General features: G+C 63.8%; 19 protein-coding genes and 1 tRNA gene. 15 read left to right on the top strand and 5 right to left on the bottom strand.

Features of this window, described 5'->3' with window-relative positions; all coding sequences use genetic code 11:
• A complete protein-coding gene (locus CAL28_RS02040) occupies nucleotides 1-267 on the top strand; it encodes a PP0621 family protein (protein ID WP_094839748.1) in 267 nt (88 codons plus the stop codon).
• Between the two features lie 20 nt (nucleotides 268-287).
• On the top strand, nucleotides 288-866 hold the full coding sequence (gene ampD / locus CAL28_RS02035) for a 1,6-anhydro-N-acetylmuramyl-L-alanine amidase AmpD (protein ID WP_094839747.1): 579 nt from the start codon (nucleotides 288-290) through the stop codon (nucleotides 864-866).
• On the opposite strand, the gene CAL28_RS02030 is transcribed toward ampD, so the two are convergent.
• Nucleotides 824-1,675, bottom strand: a complete 852-nt coding sequence (locus tag CAL28_RS02030) for an IclR family transcriptional regulator (RefSeq protein WP_094840571.1) — start codon at nucleotides 1,673-1,675, stop codon at nucleotides 824-826. The genes ampD and CAL28_RS02030 overlap by 43 nt on opposite strands.
• A gap of 212 nt (nucleotides 1,676-1,887) precedes the next feature.
• Here CAL28_RS02030 and CAL28_RS02025 point away from each other — a divergent pair, with 212 nt between their 5' ends.
• From CAL28_RS02025 to CAL28_RS02010, 4 genes are all read left to right on the top strand, one after another.
• On the top strand, nucleotides 1,888-2,880 hold the full coding sequence (locus CAL28_RS02025; RefSeq protein WP_094839746.1) for a 2-dehydro-3-deoxygalactonokinase: 993 nt from the start codon (nucleotides 1,888-1,890) through the stop codon (nucleotides 2,878-2,880).
• A 19-nt stretch (nucleotides 2,881-2,899) separates the two neighbouring features.
• Complete coding sequence (locus CAL28_RS02020) at nucleotides 2,900-3,574, top strand: 2-dehydro-3-deoxy-6-phosphogalactonate aldolase (protein WP_094839745.1); 675 nt, start codon at nucleotides 2,900-2,902, stop codon at nucleotides 3,572-3,574.
• Nucleotides 3,571-4,719 (top strand): galactonate dehydratase, encoded by a 1,149-nt coding sequence (gene dgoD, locus CAL28_RS02015; RefSeq protein WP_094839744.1) that lies wholly within the window; start codon nucleotides 3,571-3,573, stop codon nucleotides 4,717-4,719. The genes CAL28_RS02020 and dgoD overlap by 4 nt, the downstream gene beginning before the upstream one ends.
• Before the next feature lie 121 nt (nucleotides 4,720-4,840).
• Entirely contained in the window at nucleotides 4,841-6,148 is a 1,308-nt protein-coding gene (locus tag CAL28_RS02010) for an MFS transporter (RefSeq protein ID WP_094839743.1), read from the top strand.
• A 167-nt stretch (nucleotides 6,149-6,315) separates the two neighbouring features.
• Here the strand turns inward: CAL28_RS02010 and htpG are convergent, their stop codons facing one another.
• A complete protein-coding gene (gene htpG / locus CAL28_RS02005; RefSeq protein ID WP_094839742.1) occupies nucleotides 6,316-8,223 on the bottom strand; it encodes a molecular chaperone HtpG in 1,908 nt (635 codons plus the stop codon).
• A 244-nt stretch (nucleotides 8,224-8,467) separates the two neighbouring features.
• On the opposite strand from htpG, the gene CAL28_RS02000 reads away from it, so the two are divergent.
• Nucleotides 8,468-8,552: transfer RNA gene (locus CAL28_RS02000), tRNA-Leu, on the top strand.
• 105 nt (nucleotides 8,553-8,657) lie between these two features.
• On the opposite strand, the gene CAL28_RS01995 is transcribed toward CAL28_RS02000, so the two are convergent.
• Nucleotides 8,658-10,064, bottom strand: a complete 1,407-nt coding sequence (locus CAL28_RS01995) for a cation:dicarboxylate symporter family transporter (protein WP_094839741.1) — start codon at nucleotides 10,062-10,064, stop codon at nucleotides 8,658-8,660.
• Nucleotides 10,065-10,092: 28 nt separating this feature from the next.
• Nucleotides 10,093-11,469: a class-II fumarase/aspartase family protein gene (locus CAL28_RS01990; RefSeq protein WP_094839740.1), complete on the bottom strand. Its 1,377-nt coding sequence runs from the start codon at nucleotides 11,467-11,469 to the stop codon at nucleotides 10,093-10,095.
• Nucleotides 11,470-11,574: 105 nt separating this feature from the next.
• Between CAL28_RS01990 and CAL28_RS01985 the strand changes: the two genes are divergently transcribed.
• On the top strand, nucleotides 11,575-12,309 hold the full coding sequence (locus CAL28_RS01985; RefSeq protein WP_094839739.1) for a GntR family transcriptional regulator: 735 nt from the start codon (nucleotides 11,575-11,577) through the stop codon (nucleotides 12,307-12,309).
• Nucleotides 12,310-12,359: 50 nt separating this feature from the next.
• On the opposite strand, the gene CAL28_RS01980 is transcribed toward CAL28_RS01985, so the two are convergent.
• Nucleotides 12,360-12,824, bottom strand: a complete 465-nt coding sequence (locus CAL28_RS01980) for a beta-propeller fold lactonase family protein (protein WP_094839738.1) — start codon at nucleotides 12,822-12,824, stop codon at nucleotides 12,360-12,362.
• On the opposite strand from CAL28_RS01980, the gene CAL28_RS01975 reads away from it, so the two are divergent.
• The 7 genes from CAL28_RS01975 (at nucleotide 12,773) to CAL28_RS01945 (ending at nucleotide 19,112) form a co-directional block, all read left to right on the top strand.
• The gene (locus CAL28_RS01975; RefSeq protein WP_254925957.1) at nucleotides 12,773-12,985 is read left to right on the top strand and encodes an alpha-hydroxy-acid oxidizing protein; all 213 of its coding nucleotides are present in this window, start codon (nucleotides 12,773-12,775) and stop codon (nucleotides 12,983-12,985) included. The genes CAL28_RS01980 and CAL28_RS01975 overlap by 52 nt on opposite strands.
• Nucleotides 12,986-12,987: 2 nt before the next feature.
• Nucleotides 12,988-13,857 (top strand): tripartite tricarboxylate transporter substrate binding protein, encoded by an 870-nt coding sequence (locus tag CAL28_RS01970; RefSeq protein WP_176463839.1) that lies wholly within the window; start codon nucleotides 12,988-12,990, stop codon nucleotides 13,855-13,857.
• Between the two features lie 138 nt (nucleotides 13,858-13,995).
• Nucleotides 13,996-14,625, top strand: coding sequence for a YitT family protein (locus CAL28_RS01965; protein ID WP_094839736.1), 630 nt, complete (start codon nucleotides 13,996-13,998; stop codon nucleotides 14,623-14,625).
• 149 nt (nucleotides 14,626-14,774) lie between these two features.
• Nucleotides 14,775-15,671 (top strand): LysR family transcriptional regulator, encoded by an 897-nt coding sequence (locus CAL28_RS01960; RefSeq protein ID WP_176463838.1) that lies wholly within the window; start codon nucleotides 14,775-14,777, stop codon nucleotides 15,669-15,671.
• Nucleotides 15,672-15,765: 94 nt separating this feature from the next.
• Entirely contained in the window at nucleotides 15,766-17,115 is a 1,350-nt protein-coding gene (locus CAL28_RS01955) for an MFS transporter (RefSeq protein ID WP_094839734.1), read from the top strand.
• Nucleotides 17,115-18,215, top strand: a complete 1,101-nt coding sequence (locus CAL28_RS01950; protein WP_094839733.1) for a M14 family metallopeptidase — start codon at nucleotides 17,115-17,117, stop codon at nucleotides 18,213-18,215. The genes CAL28_RS01955 and CAL28_RS01950 overlap by 1 nt, the downstream gene beginning before the upstream one ends.
• A gap of 108 nt (nucleotides 18,216-18,323) precedes the next feature.
• Nucleotides 18,324-19,112 (top strand): SDR family NAD(P)-dependent oxidoreductase, encoded by a 789-nt coding sequence (locus CAL28_RS01945; RefSeq protein WP_094839732.1) that lies wholly within the window; start codon nucleotides 18,324-18,326, stop codon nucleotides 19,110-19,112.
• Nucleotides 19,113-19,335: the final 223 nt, after the last annotated feature.

Here is a 19,335-nt window from a genome sequence, read left to right as displayed (position 1 = left end):
GTGGGCAAGCTGCTTTTGTGGATCATCGTCGTGCTGGTGGTGCTGACCGTCGCGCGCATCGTCGCCCGCGCCAATGCGCGCAACAGCCAGGCCGGCAAGGCCGCGCGAACGCCACGCGGCCGCGCTCCCGCCGGCCGCACGGTACCGGCCGAGCAAATGGTGCGTTGCGCGCATTGCGGCATTCATTTGCCGCGGTCGGAAGCCACCCTGATCGGCGGCCGCACGTGGTGCAGCCACGAACACGCCCGCCTCGGGGAAAAGCATTAACGGAAAGGACACGCTAGCGGATGGGCCTGCAACTCGATCGGCACGGATGGCTGAAACCGGCGCGCGACGTCACGCGCGCGCCTTCGCCCAATCACGATGAGAGACCCGACGGGACCGCGGTATCCCTGCTTGTGATCCACAACATCAGCTTGCCACCCGGCGAGTTCGGCGGCCCGCACGTGCATGGCCTCTTCCTGAACACCCTGGATTACGGGGCCCACCCCTGGCTGGAGCGCCTGCGCGGCTTGCGGGTGTCCGCGCATTTCTTCGTGCGGCGCGACGGCGCCATCGCGCAGTTCGTCAGCACGGAACGCCGCGCCTGGCATGCCGGCGTATCGCGCTTCGAAGGCCGCGAGCGCTGCAACGATTTTTCGATAGGCATCGAGCTCGAAGGCACGGACGTGCTGCCCTACACCGATGCCCAATACACGGCGCTGGCCCGGCTGACGCCCGCGCTGGCCGCGCGCTATCCCTTGCGGGCGGTACGCGGCCATTCCGACATTGCGCCCCTGCGCAAGACGGACCCCGGCCCCGCGTTCGAATGGGCGCGCTTCGGTTATTTGTGCGGCTTTTCCTGGCGTTCGTTGCCCGAACGATAGCCGGCGGTCTCCGGCGGCCGCCATCCCAATTCGCTTGAAACCTCCCGCGCGGCCGCCTGCACCACGGGGACCATTTCGCGCATGCGTTCCATGGGCATGTAGGGGATCGTGCTGGACACGCTGATGGCCGCGACGATGGCACGGGCGGCATCGCGCACCGGCGCCGCCACGCAGCGGATGGAGGGTTCGTTGTCCTCCAGGTCGAAGGCATAGCCCGCGCGCGCGTAGTCGCGCATGCGCTCCAGGAAACGCGTTTCCGGCTGGACATTGCCCGGCGCCCGCGGCGACACCGGCGACCCGGCCCGCAGCATCTCCAGCCAGTGCGCTTCGTCGCCGTCCAGCAGCAGGGCCTTGCCCACGCCCGTGACGGCCAGCGGCATGCGATGCCCCACGCGCGAACGCATTTCCAGCCCTTTCTTGCCGGGGATCTTGTCCAGATACAGCGCCTCGGCGCCATCGCGCACGGCCAGGTGAATCGTATCGCCGCTGATGCGCGCCAGTTCGTCCAGGTAAGGGCGGGCCAGCGTGGCCAGCGGGATCTCCTCGCGCGCCTGGAATCCCAGCTCGATCAAACGCGGTCCCAGCGTATAGCCATAGCCGGGAAGCACACGAAGATAGCGTTCCTGCACCAGGCAGCTGGCCAGCCTGTGGGTGGTGCTGCGCGCCACGCGGATGCGCGCGCATATGTCGCGCAGGTCGCGCGCGCCGTCGGCGACCGCCTGGACCACGGCCAACCCGCGCATCAGCGTCTGCGTTCCAGGGGTAGGCGCGGCGGCTGCTTCGTCGGCCGGCTCGGCGTGTTCCGTCATATCCATTTCGTCCATTGCCCTTGCACCTGCCCGGCGCGAGGGTTCCGGCGCCGACCCGCGGCGACGCACGGCCCTTGCTGGCGGGTCGACACGCGGATCCGGCAGTTTATCCCTATATGTGGGACAGAATTCTATATTTTGAGCAAATTTTGGACGAGTAATAGAATCCGCAACGCAGACAAGTAAAGACCAACTCACCAAGGACAGGCCTTATGAACGCCGAAGCGTCGCCGCCCGCGGCACTCATCGCCCTGGACTGGGGCACGTCGTCATTGCGCGCCTACCGTTTGGCCGCCGGCGGCACCGTCCTGGATGCCCGCCATCTGCCCTGGGGCATCATGCGGCTGCCGGCGCCCCCCGCCGACGGCCCGGCACCCGCCGCATCGGCCTCCGGCTTCGAATTGGCGTTCGAACAGGCGTGCGGCGACTGGCTGCGCGCCACCCCGGGTTTACCGGTGATCGCCTGCGGCATGGTGGGCAGCGCCCAGGGCTGGGCCGAGGCCGCCTATCTGGACCTTCCCGTCGATCCGCGCGACATCGGTGCCCGGCTGACCGAAGTGGACACCCGGCGTGGCGCCGTCCTGCGCATCATCCCGGGCCTGCTGCAACGCGAAGGCCTGCCCAACGTGATCCGCGGCGAGGAAACCCAGGTGGTCGGCGTGATCGATAGCCTGCCCGATGCCGTGGACGACCTGCTGGTCGGCTTGCCGGGCACCCATTGCAAATGGGTGCGGGTGCGCGGCGGCCGCATCGTCGAATTCGATACCTTCATGACCGGCGAGGTGTATGCCGCCTTGCGCGGCCACACGATACTGGGCCGCACCATGGCGGACCCCGCCACCCCTGACGACGACGCGTTCGACCGCGGCCTGGCCGTGGCCGGCTCGGCACTGGGCCGCGGCGGCGTGCTATCGACGATCTTCAGCACACGCGCGCTGGGGCTGACCGGACAGCTCGCGCCGGCCTCCCAACCGGATTACCTGTCCGGCCTGCTGATCGGCCACGAGCTTGGCGCGCTGCGCGCCCTGGTGGATGCGCGCGGCATGCCGTCGCGCATCGTCCTGTGCGGCGACGAAGACCTGTGCCGCCGTTACGCCAGCGCGCTGCCGCGCTTCGGCCTGGCGGCTCCCACCCTGGCCGCACAGGCCGCGCAACGCGGCCTGTGGCGGCTTGCCGTATCGGCCGGCCTGGCCGGCAGCCCCTGACACGCAACAAGGAATCGCCATGCCCCCAGTTCCCTCCCCTGGCGCGCGGTCGCCTTTGCAAACCGCGATGGCCGACTGCGGATTGATCGCCATCCTGCGCGGTATCAAGCCCGCCGAGGCCGAAGCCGTCGGCGACGCCCTCTACCGCGCGGGCTTCCGCATCATCGAAGTCCCGCTCAATTCACCCGAACCCCTGGCCAGCATCCGCAACCTGCGGCAGGCGCTGCCGCTGGACTGCATGATCGGCGCCGGCACGGTGCTCGATCCCGCCATCTGCCCGGACATCGTCAGGGCCGGCGGCGAGATCGTCGTCATGCCGCACAGCGATCCCCACGTCATCCGCGCCGCGAAGGCAGCCCTGATGGCCTGCTGCCCCGGCGTGGCCACGCCGACCGAGGCCTTCGCCGCCCTGGCGGCCGGCGCGGACGTGCTGAAGATGTTCCCCGCCGAACAACTGGGCCCCGCCGTGGTGAAGGCCTGGCGCGCGGTCATTCCCCCTGCCATTCCGCTGGTGCCCGTGGGCGGCATCACCCCCGCGCGCATCGCGGAATATGCCCAGGCGGGCGCGACCGGCTTCGGCCTGGGTTCCGCCCTCTATAAACCCGGCATGAAGGCCGACGAGGTTGCCAGCCACGCGCGCGACTTCGTGGCGGCGTGGCGCAAGGCCTATCCCCAAACCGGACAGCAAGCATGAAGATCACCAAACTCACCACTTATATCGTTCCGCCCCGCTGGTGCTTCCTGAAGATCGAAACCGACGAAGGCATCGCCGGCTGGGGCGAGCCCGTCGTGGAAGGCCGCGCACATAGCGTGGCGGCGGCCGTCGAGGAATTGTCGGACTACCTGGTCGGCAAGGATCCCCGCAACATCGAAGACCACTGGACCGTCCTGTACCGCGGCGGCTTCTATCGCGGCGGCGCCATTCACATGAGCGCGCTGGCAGGCATCGACCAGGCGCTGTGGGATATCAAGGGCCGCGCGCTCGGCGTGCCGGTATCCCAGCTGCTGGGCGGCAACGTGCGCGATCGCATCCGCGTGTATTCCTGGATAGGCGGCGATCGCCCCGCCGATACCGCGGCGGCCGCCAAGGCCGCCGTCGAGCGCGGCTTCACCGCCGTCAAGATGAACGGCACGGAAGAACTGCAATACATCGACTCGCACGACAAGGTACGCAAGTGCCTGGAAAACGTCGCCGCGGTGCGCGATGCGGTCGGGCCGGACGTCGGCATCGGCGTGGATTTCCACGGGCGCGTGCACAAACCCATGGCCAAGGTCCTGATCAAGGAACTGGAGCCCTACAAACTGATGTTCATCGAAGAGCCGGTGCTTAGCGAACACTACGAAGCGCTGAAGGAATTGGCACCGTTGTCCTCGACCCCCATCGCCCTGGGCGAACGGCTGTTCTCGCGCTGGGATTTCAAGCGCATCCTGTCGGAAGGCTACGTCGACATCATCCAGCCGGATCCTTCGCACGCCGGCGGCATCACCGAAACGCGCAAGATCGCCGCCATGGCCGAGGCCTACGACGTCGCCCTGGCGCTGCACTGCCCGCTGGGCCCCATCGCCCTGGCAACCTGCCTGCAGATCGACGCCGGCTGCTACAACGCCTTCATCCAGGAACAAAGCCTGGGCATCCACTACAACGCCGCCAACGACCTGCTGGACTACATCAGCAACCGCGAAGTCTTCGCATATCGCGATGGCATGGTCGCGATACCGCAGGGTCCGGGCCTGGGCATCGAGGTGAACGAAGAGTACGTCAAGGAACGCGCCGCGGTCGGACATCGCTGGCGCAACCCGGTGTGGCGCCACAAGGACGGCAGCTTCGCCGAATGGTAAGCCCGCGCATCGTTCATGCGCCTCTGCCCGCCGATAAGCCCACTACCCGAAAAGATCCATCGCCAGTGCAAGCATCGAACGCACGGCATGAGCCATAAAGCAGAAACAACAGGAGACCACCGTGCCCACCGCACACACCGGCGCCCTGCCCGGCGCACAGGCCACCCGAAGCCGCTACCTGATCATGGTGATGCTGTTCATCACCGTGGTGATCAACTACCTGGACCGCAGCAACCTTTCCATCGCCGCGCCGGCGCTCAAGGACGAGTTCGGCCTGGATACCGTGCATGAAGGGCTGATCCTGTCGGCCTTCGGCTGGACCTACGCGGCCATGCAGATCCCGGGAGGCTGGCTGGTCGACCGCGTGGCGCCGCGGGTGCTGTACGCCGTCGCCCTGATCCTGTGGTCCGCCGCCACCTTCTTCATGGGCTTCGCCGGCAGCTTCGTCGCCCTGTTCGTGCTGCGCCTGGCCGTCGGCGCGCTGGAGGCGCCGGCCTATCCCATCAACAACCGTGTCGTCACGACCTGGTTCCCGGAACGCGAGCGCGCCACGGCCATCGGCTTTTACACGTCCGGCCAGTTCGTCGGCCTGGCGTTCCTGACCCCGGTCCTGGCCTGGCTGCAGCATCGCTATGGCTGGCACATGGTGTTCGTGAGCACGGGCTTGCTGGGCATCGTCTGGGGCGTGCTGTGGTTCATGGTCTACCGCGAGCCGCGGCAGTTCCGCGGCGCCAACGAAGCAGAGATCGAACTCATCCGCCAGGGCGGCGGCGTGGTGGACCTGGAACGCCGCGTGACGGAAAAGAAAACGCCGTTCGCCTGGGCCGACCTGGGACTGGTCATGTCGCGGCGCAAGCTGTGGGGCGTCTACCTGGGCCAATTCTGCCTGACCTCCACCTTGTGGTTCTTCCTGACGTGGTTTCCCACGTATCTGGTGAAGTACCGCGGGATGGATTTCATCAAGTCCGGCTTCCTGGCATCCGTGCCTTTCCTGGCGGCGTTCATCGGCGTACTGTGCTCCGGCGTATTGTCGGACTGGCTGATCCGCCGCGGCGCCACGGTCGGCCTGGCGCGCAAGCTGCCCATCATCCTGGGCCTGCTGATTTCCACGGCGATGATAGGCGCGAACTACACCGATTCCACGTCGTGGGTCATCTTCTTCCTGGCGCTGGCCTTCTTTGGCAACGGGCTCGCTTCCATCACCTGGTCGCTGGTGTCCACGCTGGCCCCCGTGCGATTGCTGGGACTGACGGGCGGCGTATTCAACTTCGTCGGCAACCTCTCGTCCATCTGCACGCCCATTGTGATCGGCTACCTCGTCACCCAGGACAACTTCGCCCCGGCGATCGTCTACGTGGCCTCGCTGGCATTGCTGGGCGCGCTGTCGTACATCCTGCTGGTGGGCAAGGTGGAGCGGATCGAGATGTAAGCCAACCATATACCGGCGCATAAAAAAAGGCGGATCGCCCTTCGGCGACCCGCCTTTTTCGTTCCCGCCTACCCAAAGGGCTGGCCGGGTTCGACCTTGCTCCACTCGGCATGGCCATCCCGGGCGGCGTGCATATGCGCGCCCGGGGCCTGCCGGATGACCGGTCCTTACGCCTTCAAGAGCAGCGCATTCATACGCTTCACGAACGCGGAGGGATCGGCCAGTTGCCCGCCTTCCGCCAGCATGGCCTGATCCAGCAGCAGCTGCGCCCAATCGTTGAAGTCCTCGTCGGCCGCATCGCGCAAGCGTCCCACCAGGCCGTGTTCCGGATTGATCTCCAGCGTGGGCTTGACCGAAGGCGCTTCCTGCCCCGCGGCCTTCAGCATGCGCAGCAGGTTGGGGCTGAGCTCGTTCTGCCCCACCACGATGCACGCCGGCGAATCCACCAGGCGCAGCGTGACGCGCACGTCGGCCACCTTGTCGTCCAGCGCGCTCTTCAGGCGTTCGACCAGCGGCTTGAACGACTCCTGCACCTCGGCCTGACGCTTCTTTTCTTCCTCGTCGGCCAGCGCGTCCAGGTCCAGGCCGCCCTTGGCCACCGACACCAGCGACTTGCCGTCGAACTCGCGCAGGTAAGACAACATCCACTCATCGACGCGGTCGGACAGCAGCAGGACCTCGATACCCTTCTTGCGGAAGATCTCCAGGTGCGGACTATTCTTGGCCGCGGCATAGGTTTCCGCCGTGACGTAGTAGATCTTGTCCTGGCCTTCCTTCATGCGCGACACATAATCGGCGAAGGAAACGTTCTCTACGCCGTCCTCGTTGTGCGTGGACGCGAAGCGCAACAGCTTGGCGATGCGCTCCTGGTTGGCGACGTCCTCGCCGGTGCCTTCCTTCAGCACCTTGCCGAACTCCTGCCAGAACAGCGCGTAGTCCTCCTTGCGGTTCTCCGCCAGGTCTTCCAGCAGCGACAGCACGCGCTTGGAGGAACCTTCGCGGATCGCGCGCACGTCGCGGCTTTCCTGCAGGATCTCGCGCGACACGTTCAGCGGCAGATCCGCCGAGTCGATCACCCCGCGCACAAAGCGCAGGTACATCGGCAACAGCTGCTCGGCATCGTCCATGATGAACACGCGCTTGACGTACAGCTTCACGCCGCGGCGCGCATCGCGGTCCCACATATCCATGGGCGCGTGCTTGGGGATATACAGCAGCTGGGTGTATTCGCTGCGCCCCTCCACACGGTTGTGCGTCCACGCCATGGGATCGTCATAGTCATGGGCGACGTGCTTGTAGAACTCGCGGTACTGCTCTTCCGTGATGTCGTTCCTGGACCGCGTCCACAGCGCATTCGCCTGGTTGACCGTTTCCAGCTCATCCTTGCGGACCTGCTCTCCCTTCTCCGCGTCCCACTCTTCCTTGGCCATGCGGATGGGCAGCGAAATGTGGTCGGAATATCGGCGCAGGATCTCCCGCAGCTTCCAGCCGCTGAGCAATTCGTCTTCGTCGGCGCGCAGATGCAGCGTCACATCGGTGCCGCGCCCGGCCTTCTCCGCCTGCGCCACCGTGAACTCGCCCTGTCCATCCGACTCCCAGCGCACCGCCTGGTCCGCCGGCACCCCGGCACGGCGGCTGACCACCGTGACCTTATCGGCCACGATGAAGGACGAATAGAAACCGACGCCGAACTGGCCGATCAGCTGCGCGTCCTTTTGCTTATCGCCGGTCAGCTTGGCGAAGAATTCGCGGGTGCCGGAGCGGGCGATCGTGCCCAGGTTGGCGACAGCCTCTTCGCGGGTCAGGCCGATGCCGTTGTCCGAGATGGTGATCGTGCGCGCCGCCTTGTCGTAATCCACCTGGATGCCCAGCTCCGGGTCCCCTTCCATCAGCGAGGGGTTATCGATCGCCTCGAAGCGCAGCTTGTCGCAGGCATCGGATGCGTTCGAAACCAGTTCGCGCAGGAAGATTTCCTTGTTGCTGTACAGGGAGTGGATCATGAGGTGCAGCAGCTGCTTGACCTCTGCCTGGAAACCCAGGGTTTCCGATGCGGAATGGGATGCGGTTTCGCTCATGTCGAAATCTTGGTGTCTGCGTTGGTAGGATGGCGGCGCCTGGGGCGGCCGCCGGGCCGGGACCGGCACGCACAGGGCGGCCGACCCGCCAGAACATGGGGGCGGGAACCGGTTTATCAAGTGGGCTATAATGCCGACCTTTCCGCCACGCGGCGTTTGCCTGCCCCTCCCTGGGTCAGGTGCCGGTAGCCTTATCCCTTTGCGGGGAGCAGGGCCAGACCGAACAAACGCCAGCGCACGACCTGCCCGGGTGGTGAAATTGGTAGACGCAGGGGACTCAAAATCCCCCGCCGCAAGGCGTGCCGGTTCGATTCCGGCCCCGGGCACCACTAGAAATCTTCATAAAATTCAAACATCTAGAAGATTCGCGGTCCACTCCCTTCGCCGGGGGATTCTCTAGAGTTGCAATATCGCTGCGCCAATCCCAGCCCAGCTTATACGGTCCCCCTGCGGCTGGTCGCAATACCGGCAGGCTGGCTGACGCCACTGGCCTGGCCGTCGCGACGCGCTACAGCGACCGACTTCGCTGCCGGAATCTCCGCCTCGGGATACCGCTCGGGGTAAAGCTCGCGTTGCGCGATCGAGGCATCGAACGTGCCCGACCACCTGGCGACCACTACCGTGGCCACGCTATTGCCGATCGTGTTGCAGGTCGCAATCGCCATCGACAGGAACCGGTATACCCCGAAGATGATCGCCAACCCTTCCACAGGCAACACGCCGGTCGTCGTCACCGTAGCGGCGAAGACGACGAACGAACCACCCGACACCGTGGCCGCGCCCTTGGACGTCAGCAGCATCAGCAGCAGAATTCCAAACTGGTGCTCCAGCGTCAGCGGTACCCCATAGGCGTGCGAAATGAACATCACCCCCATCGCCATGAAGATGGACGTGCCGTCAAGGTTGAACGCGTACCCGGTAGGCAGCACCAGGCCGACGGTTTGCTGGGCGCAGCCCAGGCGCTGCAACTTGATCAGCAGGCCGGGCAACGCGCTCTCGGACGAAGCGGTGCCCAGCACGATCAGGATCTCGTCCTTGATGTAGCGCAGGAAGCGCCAGAAATTGAAGCCGGCCAGCCGCGACACCGTCCCGAACACCACCACCATGAACAGGATGACCACCGCGTAGAAGCTAAGCACCAGCTCGGCCAACGCCAGCAGCACCGCCGAACCGTTGCTTCCCACCGAATAGGCAACGGCGCCGAACGTACCGATGGGAGCCAGTTTCATCACCAGATTGATGAACGAGAACAGCACCTCGGAAATAGTGTTCAGGCCGTCATTCACCTTGGCGCGGCGGTCTTCCGGAATGGCCAGAATGCCGATGCCCACCATCACCGCCAGCACCACCACCTGCAGCAGTTCGCCCTTGGCGAAGGCGCCCACGAAGTTGTCCGGGACGATATGCATAAGGAACTGGGTGAACCCCTGGGGCGCGGCCGCCTTCGCCACAGCGGGCGCGGCGCCGGCCGCCAGGTGCGCCATGCCCTTGCCGGTTTGCAGCAGATTGCCCGCCGCCATGCCCAGCACCAGCGCGATGGATGAAATCACCTCGAAGTACACGAGAGAGCGCCAGCCCACCCGGCCCGCGCTGCGCGCGTCGCCCGCCGATGCGATGCCGTGCACGATGGTCAGGAAAACCAGCGGCGCCACGCCCGCCTTGATCAAGGACAGGAATAGATCGCCCAGCACCTTCAATTGCGACGCGGCGTGCGGAAACGCAAAGCCCGCGACGATGCCCAGCACCAGCGCAAGCAGCACCTGCATGCCCAGCCGGCGATACCAGGGCTGGCGCGGGGACCGCGCCTGGGCATCGTGTTTCGATATGGATTCGTTCTGCATGATGTCTTCCTCCGTCGGGCTCACAGCCTTAGGCGACAGATTGCTGGGATAAGGCGGTGGCGCGATCCACCATCTGGGGTGCCAGGCCAAGATAATTGGCAGGGTCGGTCATGCGCTCGATGGCGGCACGATCGAAGTGCTGCGTCACCTCGGGCAGGGCGGCCAGGGCGTCGGCCAACGTACCGCCCTTTTCATTTACCGTGCGGCAGGCGTCGTACACGACGTCGTGGGCTTGTTGGCGGCCGATGTAGGGCGCCATGCCCATCATTACCGCCTCGGCCACGATTAATCCATTGGACATGCCCAGATTGGCTTTCATGCGGGCTTCGTCGACCACCAGGCCCCCCAGCGCGAACTTCGCCTGGTGCAGGGCGCCCGCCGTCAGGATGAAACTCTCGGGAATGGCGATCCATTCCGCATGCCAGGGCCCGGTCGCCCGCTCCAGATCCTGCACCATGGCATCCACCATAAGCCCGGCATGCTGGCGCACCGCCTTGGACGCCGCCAGCATCAGTTCGCTGGAAATGGGATTGCGCTTCTGCGGCATGGTGCTGCTGGCGCCCCGTCCCTTGACGAAGGGTTCGTACACTTCGGCGAACTCGGTCGACGCCATGATCATGATGTCCAGTGCGATCTTGCCGAGCGAACCGGTAATGATCGCCAGCAGGTTGACCGCCTCGGCAAACCCGTCGCGCGCCACATGCCACGTCGTGGCAGGCACACCCAGGTCCAGCTCGCTGGCCAGTTCGCGCTGCACGTCGAAGCCTTTGTCACCCAGGGATGCCAGCGTACCGGCCGCGCCGGCGAATTGGACCACGGCCACGCGCGGACGCAACTGCGCCAGGCGCTCTTGATGGCGGTCGAACATGGCCAGCCAGATCGCGACCTTATAGCCGAAGGTCACCGGCAGGGCCTGTTGCAAATGCGTGCGTCCGGCCATGGGGGTATCGCGATGCCGGGTCGCCAGGCCTGCCAGGATGCCACGCAGTTCGCGGATGTCGTTGCCGATACTGTCCAGCGCATCGCGCACCTGCAACGCGACCGCCGTGTCCATGATGTCCTGGGTGGTCGCGCCCCAATGGATGTAGCGTCCGGCCTCGCCGCACATCGCCACCAACTGGTGGACCAGGGGCAGGATGGGATAGCCGACGATATCGGTTTCTTCGCGCATGTGGTCGAAGTCGATGCGCTCGATGCGCGATTCGCGCGCGATGGTTTCCGCGGCCTCGGCCGGGATGACGCCCGTGCGGGCCTGCGCCTTGGCCAGGGCAATCTCCACATCGATATAACGCTGGACCAGCGCGCCATCCGAGAAGACGGCGCGCATCGCCCGGGTGCCGAAGGCGTCCCGGAACAGGATCGAATCGACGACTGTGCTTGCGGCGGGGAGAGCAAATGGGGACATGGTGTTAACTTTAGGCTAGTGCGCTAGGATATGTTCGAACATACTGATTAGAATATGTTCGAACATAACTTAAAACTAGGGTTAACCCTTAATCAACGCTATCACATGAACAAACAGAGTTCGGCGGACATCGCCAAAGACCTGATCGCAGGCATCACCAGTGGACGGCATCCGGTCGGCACGCTGCTGCCCACCGAGTTCGAACTGTGCGAGCAGTACGGCGCCAGCCGCTACACCATCCGCGCCGCGCTGCAGGAACTGCAGCAATTGGGCTTGGTCTCGCGCCGCAAGAATGTGGGCACGCGCGTGGAGTCGACCCGGCCGCGGCCGGTCTTTCGACCGTCGCTGGCGTCAGTGGACGACGTCGTGCAGTTCGGCGCCGAACATCTGCGCGTCGTGCAGTCGGTCCAGGAGTTGGCCGTGCCGGACGACGTGGCGCGCGACATCGGCTGTGCGGACGGCGACCGCTGGCTGCGTATTTCGAGCATACGCCTGGACGGCGAGCGCAATGGCGCGCCCATGGCATGGACCGACGTCTATGTGGATCCGGCGTATGAAGAGGTTGGCGACTGGGTGCGGGACTCGCCCAATACCCTGGTGAGCACGCTTATCGAGTCCAAGTACGACCGGCATATTGCCGAAATCCATCAGGAAGTGCGGGCATTCACGTTGCGGGAACCGCAAATTGCCGCGGCCCTGGGGATTGAGAAAGGCGCGCCGGCCTTGAAGATCGTGCGCCGATATCTGGACGCTGCCGGAGATATGGTCGAAGCATCGGTCACCGTGCATCCGGCGGACAGCTTTTCCGTTTCGATGCGGTTGCTGCGATCTGCAGGGTGAGGGCGACCGTCGAAGCGCCTTGCGTCATCTTCGAGTCCGTCGGGACGCATTCAGATCGGCGCAAAATCGGCCCAGAACAGTTGATTCCTACCTACGTCGACCACGTCCTGGCGAATAAATGTCAGGTGGCCGGTGTCGGCGATGTGGAAGGCGGCGAAACCCGCCGTGCATTCGACGATGCGGCCGTTGTCATGCATGATCCGGCCGGATTGGCGCAAGGCTGCGACGAGCACCTTGCCGTCGGGAGAAAGCGTAAGACAGCGGGCGTGCAGGCCATTCAGCGCCACGCGCTGTATTTCCCGCGGCTCGCCGGTCTGGGCGTCGAGGTCGAAGACGACGACACTGTTCTCTCCGCAAACGGCTGGGTTGTCCGAACCGTCCGGTACCGGATGCGCGCGGTTGACGACGTAGGCGTATCGCCCGGTGCGGTGGAGCGCGATGGCGCCGCCGAGCTGAGGGCGCCATGACGCGCGCGGCCGAAGCGGCAGGGATCCCCTATGTACTGAGCGGCGCATCGCTGACCCGCATGGAACGGGTCGCTCAGGCGGCGCCGACCTGCGGTTGGTTCCAGGCTTATATCCCGGGAGAACAGGCGCATATCGAAGGGTTGCTCCAGCGCGTGGAAAAGGCCGCAGGGCCCAGCAATCCGACTATCCCACCCGCCCTGTCAGAGTGATCGTGCCCTTCGTGGCCAGCGGCAACGCGGACAGCACCGCGCGTATTTTCGCCGAGGCATACGGCAAGCAGCTGGGCCAATCCTTCATCGTGGAAAACAAGGGCGGCGCCGGCGGGATGATCGGCGCTACCCAGATGGTCCGAGCCGCGCCTGACGGCTATACGATCATGATCGGCACTACCGCCCCCATCGTTGCCAGCTGGCAACTGGCCGCCAAGGCAGCCAGCTACAGCCTGAAGGACATGAAGCCGGTGGCCTTGCTGACGCAAGTTCCAGGCGTGATCGTGACCAAGGCGGACTCGCCGCTGAAATCCTATGCGGACCTGGTGGCATATGCGAAGGCCCATCCCGGCGCGTTGAAGTTCGGCCAACCGGGCAATGGCACGGCGGGTCACGTCAACATCCTGCAGATGCAGAAGGCGCTATCCCAGCAGTTCGTCATCGCGGCCTACCGGGGGGCGGGACCCGCGGTGCAGGATTTGTTGGGAGGCCAGTTGGACGCCGTGGCGACAGACCTGCCGTCGGCGCTGCAGCTGATCAAGGCGGGCCAGTTGCACGCCTTGTCCGTCGTCTTCCCCCATCGGATCGCGTACTTGCCCGACGTTCCCACCATGGCGGAACTGAAGCAGCCCGAAGTGGATATCGCGCCGTTTACAGCCACCATGGCTCCCAAGGATGCGCCGCCTGAGGCGGTTGCGCGCCTGGTCGCCGCCAGCAATGCCGCGCTGGATGATCCGGCGGTCCGCAAGTACATCGAGGATATTGGTGGCGTGCCGGTCAAGATGAGCGGAGCGGAGTTCGACAAGTTCCTGGATCGCCAGGTCGAAACGTACCGCGCACTTATCGCCTCTGGCCTTTTGACCGCGGAATGACCCTGCCTCTGGGGCTGGCAGTTGCTTAAGCCGTCGCTGCGCGGCAACATATAAGACTAATCCTGGCGACGCGCCTCCAGCCAAAAGCCCATGGCTCGCCCTCGGGAACCCCTTTCCCCTACCCTCCGGGAATCTTCCATGTCTCTCCTTGACCGGCATCCTTCACCGGCGCAGGAAGCTCCATCGCATAACGCAATCGACGATGCGTATGGACTTTTCATCGGCACCCTGTTCGCTGCCATGGGCATCTCGCTGCTCGCCCGCGGCGGAATGATCACGGGTGGCATCGCAGGCATGGCCCTCTTGGGCTCCTTCGTATCGGGCTATGCGGCCGCGCCTCTCGTTCCCTTGATCAATATCCCTTTCATCCTGTTTTCCTGCCACGCCATGGGCAGGACATTCGGGATAAAGAGCGCCTTCGTCAGCCTGGCAATAGGTGTGGGTGTGAGCGCCATCAGCCGCTCTCTGGAAGTATCCGGCATCAGCAACGCCTTCGCCGCAATCGCCGGTGGCACCTTCCTTGGCATGGGCATCCTGTGCCTCGCGCGGCACAACGCATCCATGGGAGGCACCAGCGCGCTGACCCTGTGGGTACAGCGGCGTTCCGGGATCAACGCCGGCAAGCTCCAACTCGCCTTCGACCTGGCCTTGTTCTGCGCGGCGGCGGCCTATCTTCCCTTGGCCAAAATACTGTGGTCCGCCCTGGGAACGTTCGCGATGAACGCAATGCTGATCGCCTGGCACAAGCCGGGACGATACAAAGGCTAGCCCAGAGGCCCGGGGACGCGCCCATGCCAGCGCGGTATGGACAGTGGGAATAGCCCATATTGCCAGAGCGGCCAGATCCGGGGTAAACGAAAACCCCTAGCTGATACGCGAACGACCGGGATATCCGCCAGGCAATGTCGAGGCAATACGTGAAAATCCATCAGCTCCGCGCGTTTCTGGCCGTATTCGATCATCGCAGCGTCAGGGCCGCCGCTCGCGCGCTTAATCTGACGCAACCCGCCGTTACCCAGGCGACCAAGGAACTTGAGACGAGCCTCGGCGTACAGCTCTTTGAACGCGGCACCGCCGGCGTAGTACCCACGATCTTCGGCGAGGCACTCGAAAAGCGCGCAAGGATCATCCACTTCGACATAGAACGGGCGGGCAACGAGTTGGACCAGATTCGCGATGGTTCCAAGGGCGTGGTTTCCATCGCGATTTCAACTGCCGCCGCCTTGGACGTGCTTCCCCCGGCATTCACGCATTTCAGGAATAGCTATCCGCACGTCGAGGTGAAGCTGAACGAAGCCTCGATCCCATTCTCGTTGCCCAGGCTGATGAGCGGTGAGGTCGAGTTCATGGTCTCGCAAGTGCTTCCTGGAACATTGCCCGACTGGGACGTTAGTGTCCTCTACAAAACCTCGATGATCGCCGCGGTGCGTGCCGGGCACCCGATTCTTGCGGCTTTCAAGGATGCCGATCTTGCCGCTGCCGAGTGGCTTTTGCCATACGACAACGAAACCGGTCCGACACTTTTCAAGCAGCTCTTTGCCGAAAGCGATACTCGGCCTCCCAGCCAGATCGTGACGTGTACATCGACCGCAATGGGCTTGCGACTGGTTGGAAACTCCGACCTCATCGGCGTTTTTGTCAAGACGATGGTGGGGAGCGAATTCCCCCATTACGGATTGGTCGAGTTGCCCCTTGAGCGCGCGCTGGCACCCCTGGAAGTCTGCGTAGTGTCGAGGAAAAACGCCGTCCTGACACCTGCTGCCCAGAATTTTCTCGACTGCTTGCGGTACTACGCCAATCGCCTTCAGGGGTGAGAGGTATTACTTATCGGTTCCAACATGCGCTTGTCTTCTCGCCTGCTTTATCAAGGTCTAGCATCCCCAAAAAACCAAACTCACTGGGGAAAAGATGGACCAAACAACCACTGTCACACCACTGGGCAAGCGGCGAGCGATCGCAGCGATAACCGTAGGCAACGCTCTGGAATTCTACGATTTCACGGTCTACGGATTCATGACGAGCGCCATCGGCCGTATCTTCTTTCCAACGCTCAGCCCCTATGCGCAGATCCTGCTCGCGATCGCCGGATTTGGAGTGGGATTCGTGGCAAGACCACTTGGTGGCATCCTGATCGGCAGTTATGCGGACAGGCACGGCCGCAAGAAAGCCATGGGATTGACGATCACCCTGATGGCCCTGGGGTGCGCAATGCTGGCGTTTGCCCCGACGCCCGCGCAAGTCGGCGTATTAGCGCCGCTCATCATCGTCGCGGCCCGGCTGATCCAGGGATTTTCAGCTGGCGGAGAGGTGGGCGCGTCGACCACTTTCCTCGTCGAGTACGCAGGGCGGAATGATCGCGCATACATGGCCAGTTGGCAGGTCGCCAGCCAGGGTCTCGGCGTCATGTTCGGGGCAATCGTCGCCAGCGCGGTCATTTCCCAGCTATCGGCGGATGCGCTGGATAGCTGGGGCTGGCGGGTACCGTTCGTCCTGGGCATGGCGATCGCGCCAATCGGAATGTATATCCGCCGCCAGCTGCACGAAACGCATTCGGAAGACGGCCCTGGGGCCACTCGTACCGAACGGCGGGGCAAGATCCGCATTCTATTTTCCAGCCACTGGCGTGAGTTGGTGCAGGCTAGCCTTCTGTTCGTATCCTGCACAGTCGGCATTTATGTCATCGCCTTCTATCTACCTACATACGCAGCCCGGGAGCTGAAGCTGCCTGTACAGGTGGGAGTGTGGGCCGGTGTGGTCTTTGGCATCGTCAATTTCATCTTCGCACCGCTTTCGGGCCGGCTTGCCGATCGATGGGGTAGAAAGCCCATCATCCTATGGTCACGGCTGTGCCTTCTGGCGCTGCTGTTCCCTGCATTCATGTGGTTGGTTGCCGAACCATCCGCGACGAAGCTGTATGTCTCGGTCGCCGTTCTTAGCGTGTTTCTGACCTCACAGTTTCCGGCGCTGTTGGTCATGTTGACCGAGATGTTTCCCCGCCACGTTCGAGCGACTGGGCTGTCGGTGGTCTACAGCACCGTCGTCGCCGTTTTCAGCGGATTTTCCCCCTTTTTCCTTACCTGGCTTGTCCACGCGACCGGCAACATGTTCGCCCCAGCCTGGTACCTGCTGGCGATCACGTTGATCTCATCGCTCGTCATATTCTGGATCGACGACCGCGCGAGCGGAGACCTCGACGAGACTGAGTCGAGCCATGGAGCGGGTGTCCTGCCCGGCAACGACGCTCTTGGGAGAGCCTGATGCGCGACGTGAACATCCCGACGTGTTTTTCGGCCAGCTACCAGGAGGCAAGAGAAAAATTCCTGTCCGCCGCACATCGACGCGGCCTGGTCCCTACGGAACACATCCTGCCGGCAAGAAAAGGCTTGCACGGCGAGACGCTGGCCACCGACATCGTTTGGATAGGCCCTGAGAATACCGCGAAGCTGCTGATCGTGACATCCGGAATACATGGGGTCGAAGGCTACTGCGGGTCCGGATGCCAGATTGCGTTATTGCACGATGACGTGTTGCTGGCCCGCGCGAAGGATCTCGACATCGCGATTGCAATCGTCCATGCCGTGAATCCGCATGGGTTCTCGTATGGCCGTCGGGTCAATGAAGACAATATCGACCTGAATCGAAACTTCCTGCGGTTCGATGGTCAACTTCCAGAGAACAAGGAATACCGGGAGCTCGCCGGCATCCTTCTTCCACCAACCTGGCCCGCCGATGAAGAAAGTGCCGCTCGTCTGGCACGCCGGATTGCCGAGATCGGGGAAGACAACTATGGCCAGATTCTCTTCAGAGGCCAATACGATGAACCGAAGGGTCTTTTCTTCGGAGGCACATCCGCGAGCTGGTCCAATTCGGTGATCCGTGATTTCCTTCGTACGCGGGCGAGCGGTTCACGGCGGATTGCCTGGATCGACCTTCATACCGGGCTCGGCCCGAGGGGGAACTGTGAAAAGGTGTTCATCGGCCCGAATCAGGAATTCCCGATCGCAAGCGCGTGGTGGGGAGCGGACGTCATATCGCCAGTCCGTACCGATTCGGTCATGTTCGAAATCGATGGTCCCATGCTGCGGGCGTTGAACGAAGAATGTTCCCGCTCCACGGGTGCAACGATCGCGCTGGAATTCGGCACAGTACCGCTGATGCGCATGCTCGAGGCGATTCGCGCAGACCACTGGTGCTACATGAACCAGGAGCCGGAGCATTCCGCCCTGCGCAATAAAGCACGCGACGAACTCAAGCGGTGTTTCTTTATCGCGGAAGACGATTGGTACGGAATGGTCGTCGGCCAATTCAGGACGGCCCTGACGCAAAGCCTGCTAGGTCTGGGCACCCAATCTTTTTGACCCATTCGATTCCGGACTCGGGGATATCGCCAAGCGTCCAAGTCGGGCAAACTAACAGACGCACCAGGTTCAGCAGATCCAGGTCAACATCCCCTACCGAGGTCTCCCATGGACTATCAACTGAAGAACAAGCAGGCCCTCATCAGCGGTTCGACCAAGGGCATCGGGTTTGCATCCGCCCTGGCCCTGGCGCGCGAGGGCGCGCGCGTCATCGTGAATGGCCGTACCGACGCCTCGGTCGCCGATGCGATTGCCCGGCTGAAGGCGGAAGTGCCCGCGGCTGACGTTACCGGCTTCGCCGGCGACCTGTCCAAGCCCGACGAGATTGCAAAGCTGGTCGGCCGTCATCCGGATGTCGATATCCTCGTCAACAATCTCGGCATCTTCGATCCGAAACCCTTCGAAGAGATTCCCGACGAAGACTGGCAACGCTTCTTCGATGTGAATGTCATGTCCGGCGTACGGCTGTCTCGCGCTTACCTGCCCGGGATGAAGCAGCGCGATTGGGGCCGCATCGTTTTCATCAGCAGCGAGAGCGGGATCCAGATCCCGGTCGAGATGATTCACTACGGCATGACCAAGACGGCCCAACTTGCGCTGTCGCGCGGCTTGGCGGAGTCTTGCGCCGGCACGGGCGTCACCGTCAATTCCGTGCTGCCCGGCCCCACGAACTCGGAAGGGGTAAGCGACTTCGTCAACAAGCTCTCCGGCGGCGAACCGTTCGAGAAGTTCGAGAAGACATTCTTCGAGCAGGCACGCCCGACGTCCCTGTTGAAGCGCTTCATCACCCCGGAAGAAGTCGCGAACATGGTGGCCTACGTCTGCTCCCCCGCCGCGTCGGCAACGACGGGCGCGGCGCTGCGTGTTGATGGGGGCGTCGTCAGAAGCGCCTTCTAAGGCCGACCGGACCGGATCCAGGGATAGCGCGGGCGGCTGCCCGCCCCGCATGCCGCCGGCAATGCATCGCGGCAACCCGTGCCCGCAACTCCCCACGCTGACCGGGCCCGCGGCAAGCGGGGCCGGGCTCGCAATAGCAGACCACGAGGACACGCCTATTGACGCGGCCTTTCTGTTTGATAGAATGTCGTTCTACTGTGCATAACGCAGCCGGCGATGCGCG

This window comes from Bordetella genomosp. 11, from assembly GCF_002261215.1.
GTDB lineage: Bacteria > Pseudomonadota > Gammaproteobacteria > Burkholderiales > Burkholderiaceae_B > Bordetella_C.
This window is presented reverse-complemented; position numbering and strand designations above follow the sequence as displayed.

What these genes read in the sequence shown, in the direction of transcription:
- CAL28_RS01980 (WP_094839738.1), bottom strand. Translation starts at nt 12,824, where the DNA reads ATGCGCCGCTCAGTACATAGGGGATCCCTGCCGCTTCGGCCGCGCGCG.
- ampD (WP_094839747.1), top strand. Translation starts at nt 288, where the DNA reads ATGGGCCTGCAACTCGATCGGCACGGATGGCTGAAACCGGCGCGCGAC.
- CAL28_RS01945 (WP_094839732.1), top strand. Translation starts at nt 18,324, where the DNA reads ATGGACTATCAACTGAAGAACAAGCAGGCCCTCATCAGCGGTTCGACC.
- CAL28_RS02025 (WP_094839746.1), top strand. Translation starts at nt 1,888, where the DNA reads ATGAACGCCGAAGCGTCGCCGCCCGCGGCACTCATCGCCCTGGACTGG.
- CAL28_RS01985 (WP_094839739.1), top strand. Translation starts at nt 11,575, where the DNA reads ATGAACAAACAGAGTTCGGCGGACATCGCCAAAGACCTGATCGCAGGC.
- CAL28_RS01975 (WP_254925957.1), top strand. Translation starts at nt 12,773, where the DNA reads ATGACGCGCGCGGCCGAAGCGGCAGGGATCCCCTATGTACTGAGCGGC.
- CAL28_RS01955 (WP_094839734.1), top strand. Translation starts at nt 15,766, where the DNA reads ATGGACCAAACAACCACTGTCACACCACTGGGCAAGCGGCGAGCGATC.
- CAL28_RS01965 (WP_094839736.1), top strand. Translation starts at nt 13,996, where the DNA reads ATGTCTCTCCTTGACCGGCATCCTTCACCGGCGCAGGAAGCTCCATCG.
- htpG (WP_094839742.1), bottom strand. Translation starts at nt 8,223, where the DNA reads ATGAGCGAAACCGCATCCCATTCCGCATCGGAAACCCTGGGTTTCCAG.
- CAL28_RS01995 (WP_094839741.1), bottom strand. Translation starts at nt 10,064, where the DNA reads ATGCAGAACGAATCCATATCGAAACACGATGCCCAGGCGCGGTCCCCG.
- CAL28_RS01990 (WP_094839740.1), bottom strand. Translation starts at nt 11,469, where the DNA reads ATGTCCCCATTTGCTCTCCCCGCCGCAAGCACAGTCGTCGATTCGATC.
- dgoD (WP_094839744.1), top strand. Translation starts at nt 3,571, where the DNA reads ATGAAGATCACCAAACTCACCACTTATATCGTTCCGCCCCGCTGGTGC.
- CAL28_RS01950 (WP_094839733.1), top strand. Translation starts at nt 17,115, where the DNA reads ATGCGCGACGTGAACATCCCGACGTGTTTTTCGGCCAGCTACCAGGAG.
- CAL28_RS02020 (WP_094839745.1), top strand. Translation starts at nt 2,900, where the DNA reads ATGCCCCCAGTTCCCTCCCCTGGCGCGCGGTCGCCTTTGCAAACCGCG.
- CAL28_RS02030 (WP_094840571.1), bottom strand. Translation starts at nt 1,675, where the DNA reads ATGACGGAACACGCCGAGCCGGCCGACGAAGCAGCCGCCGCGCCTACC.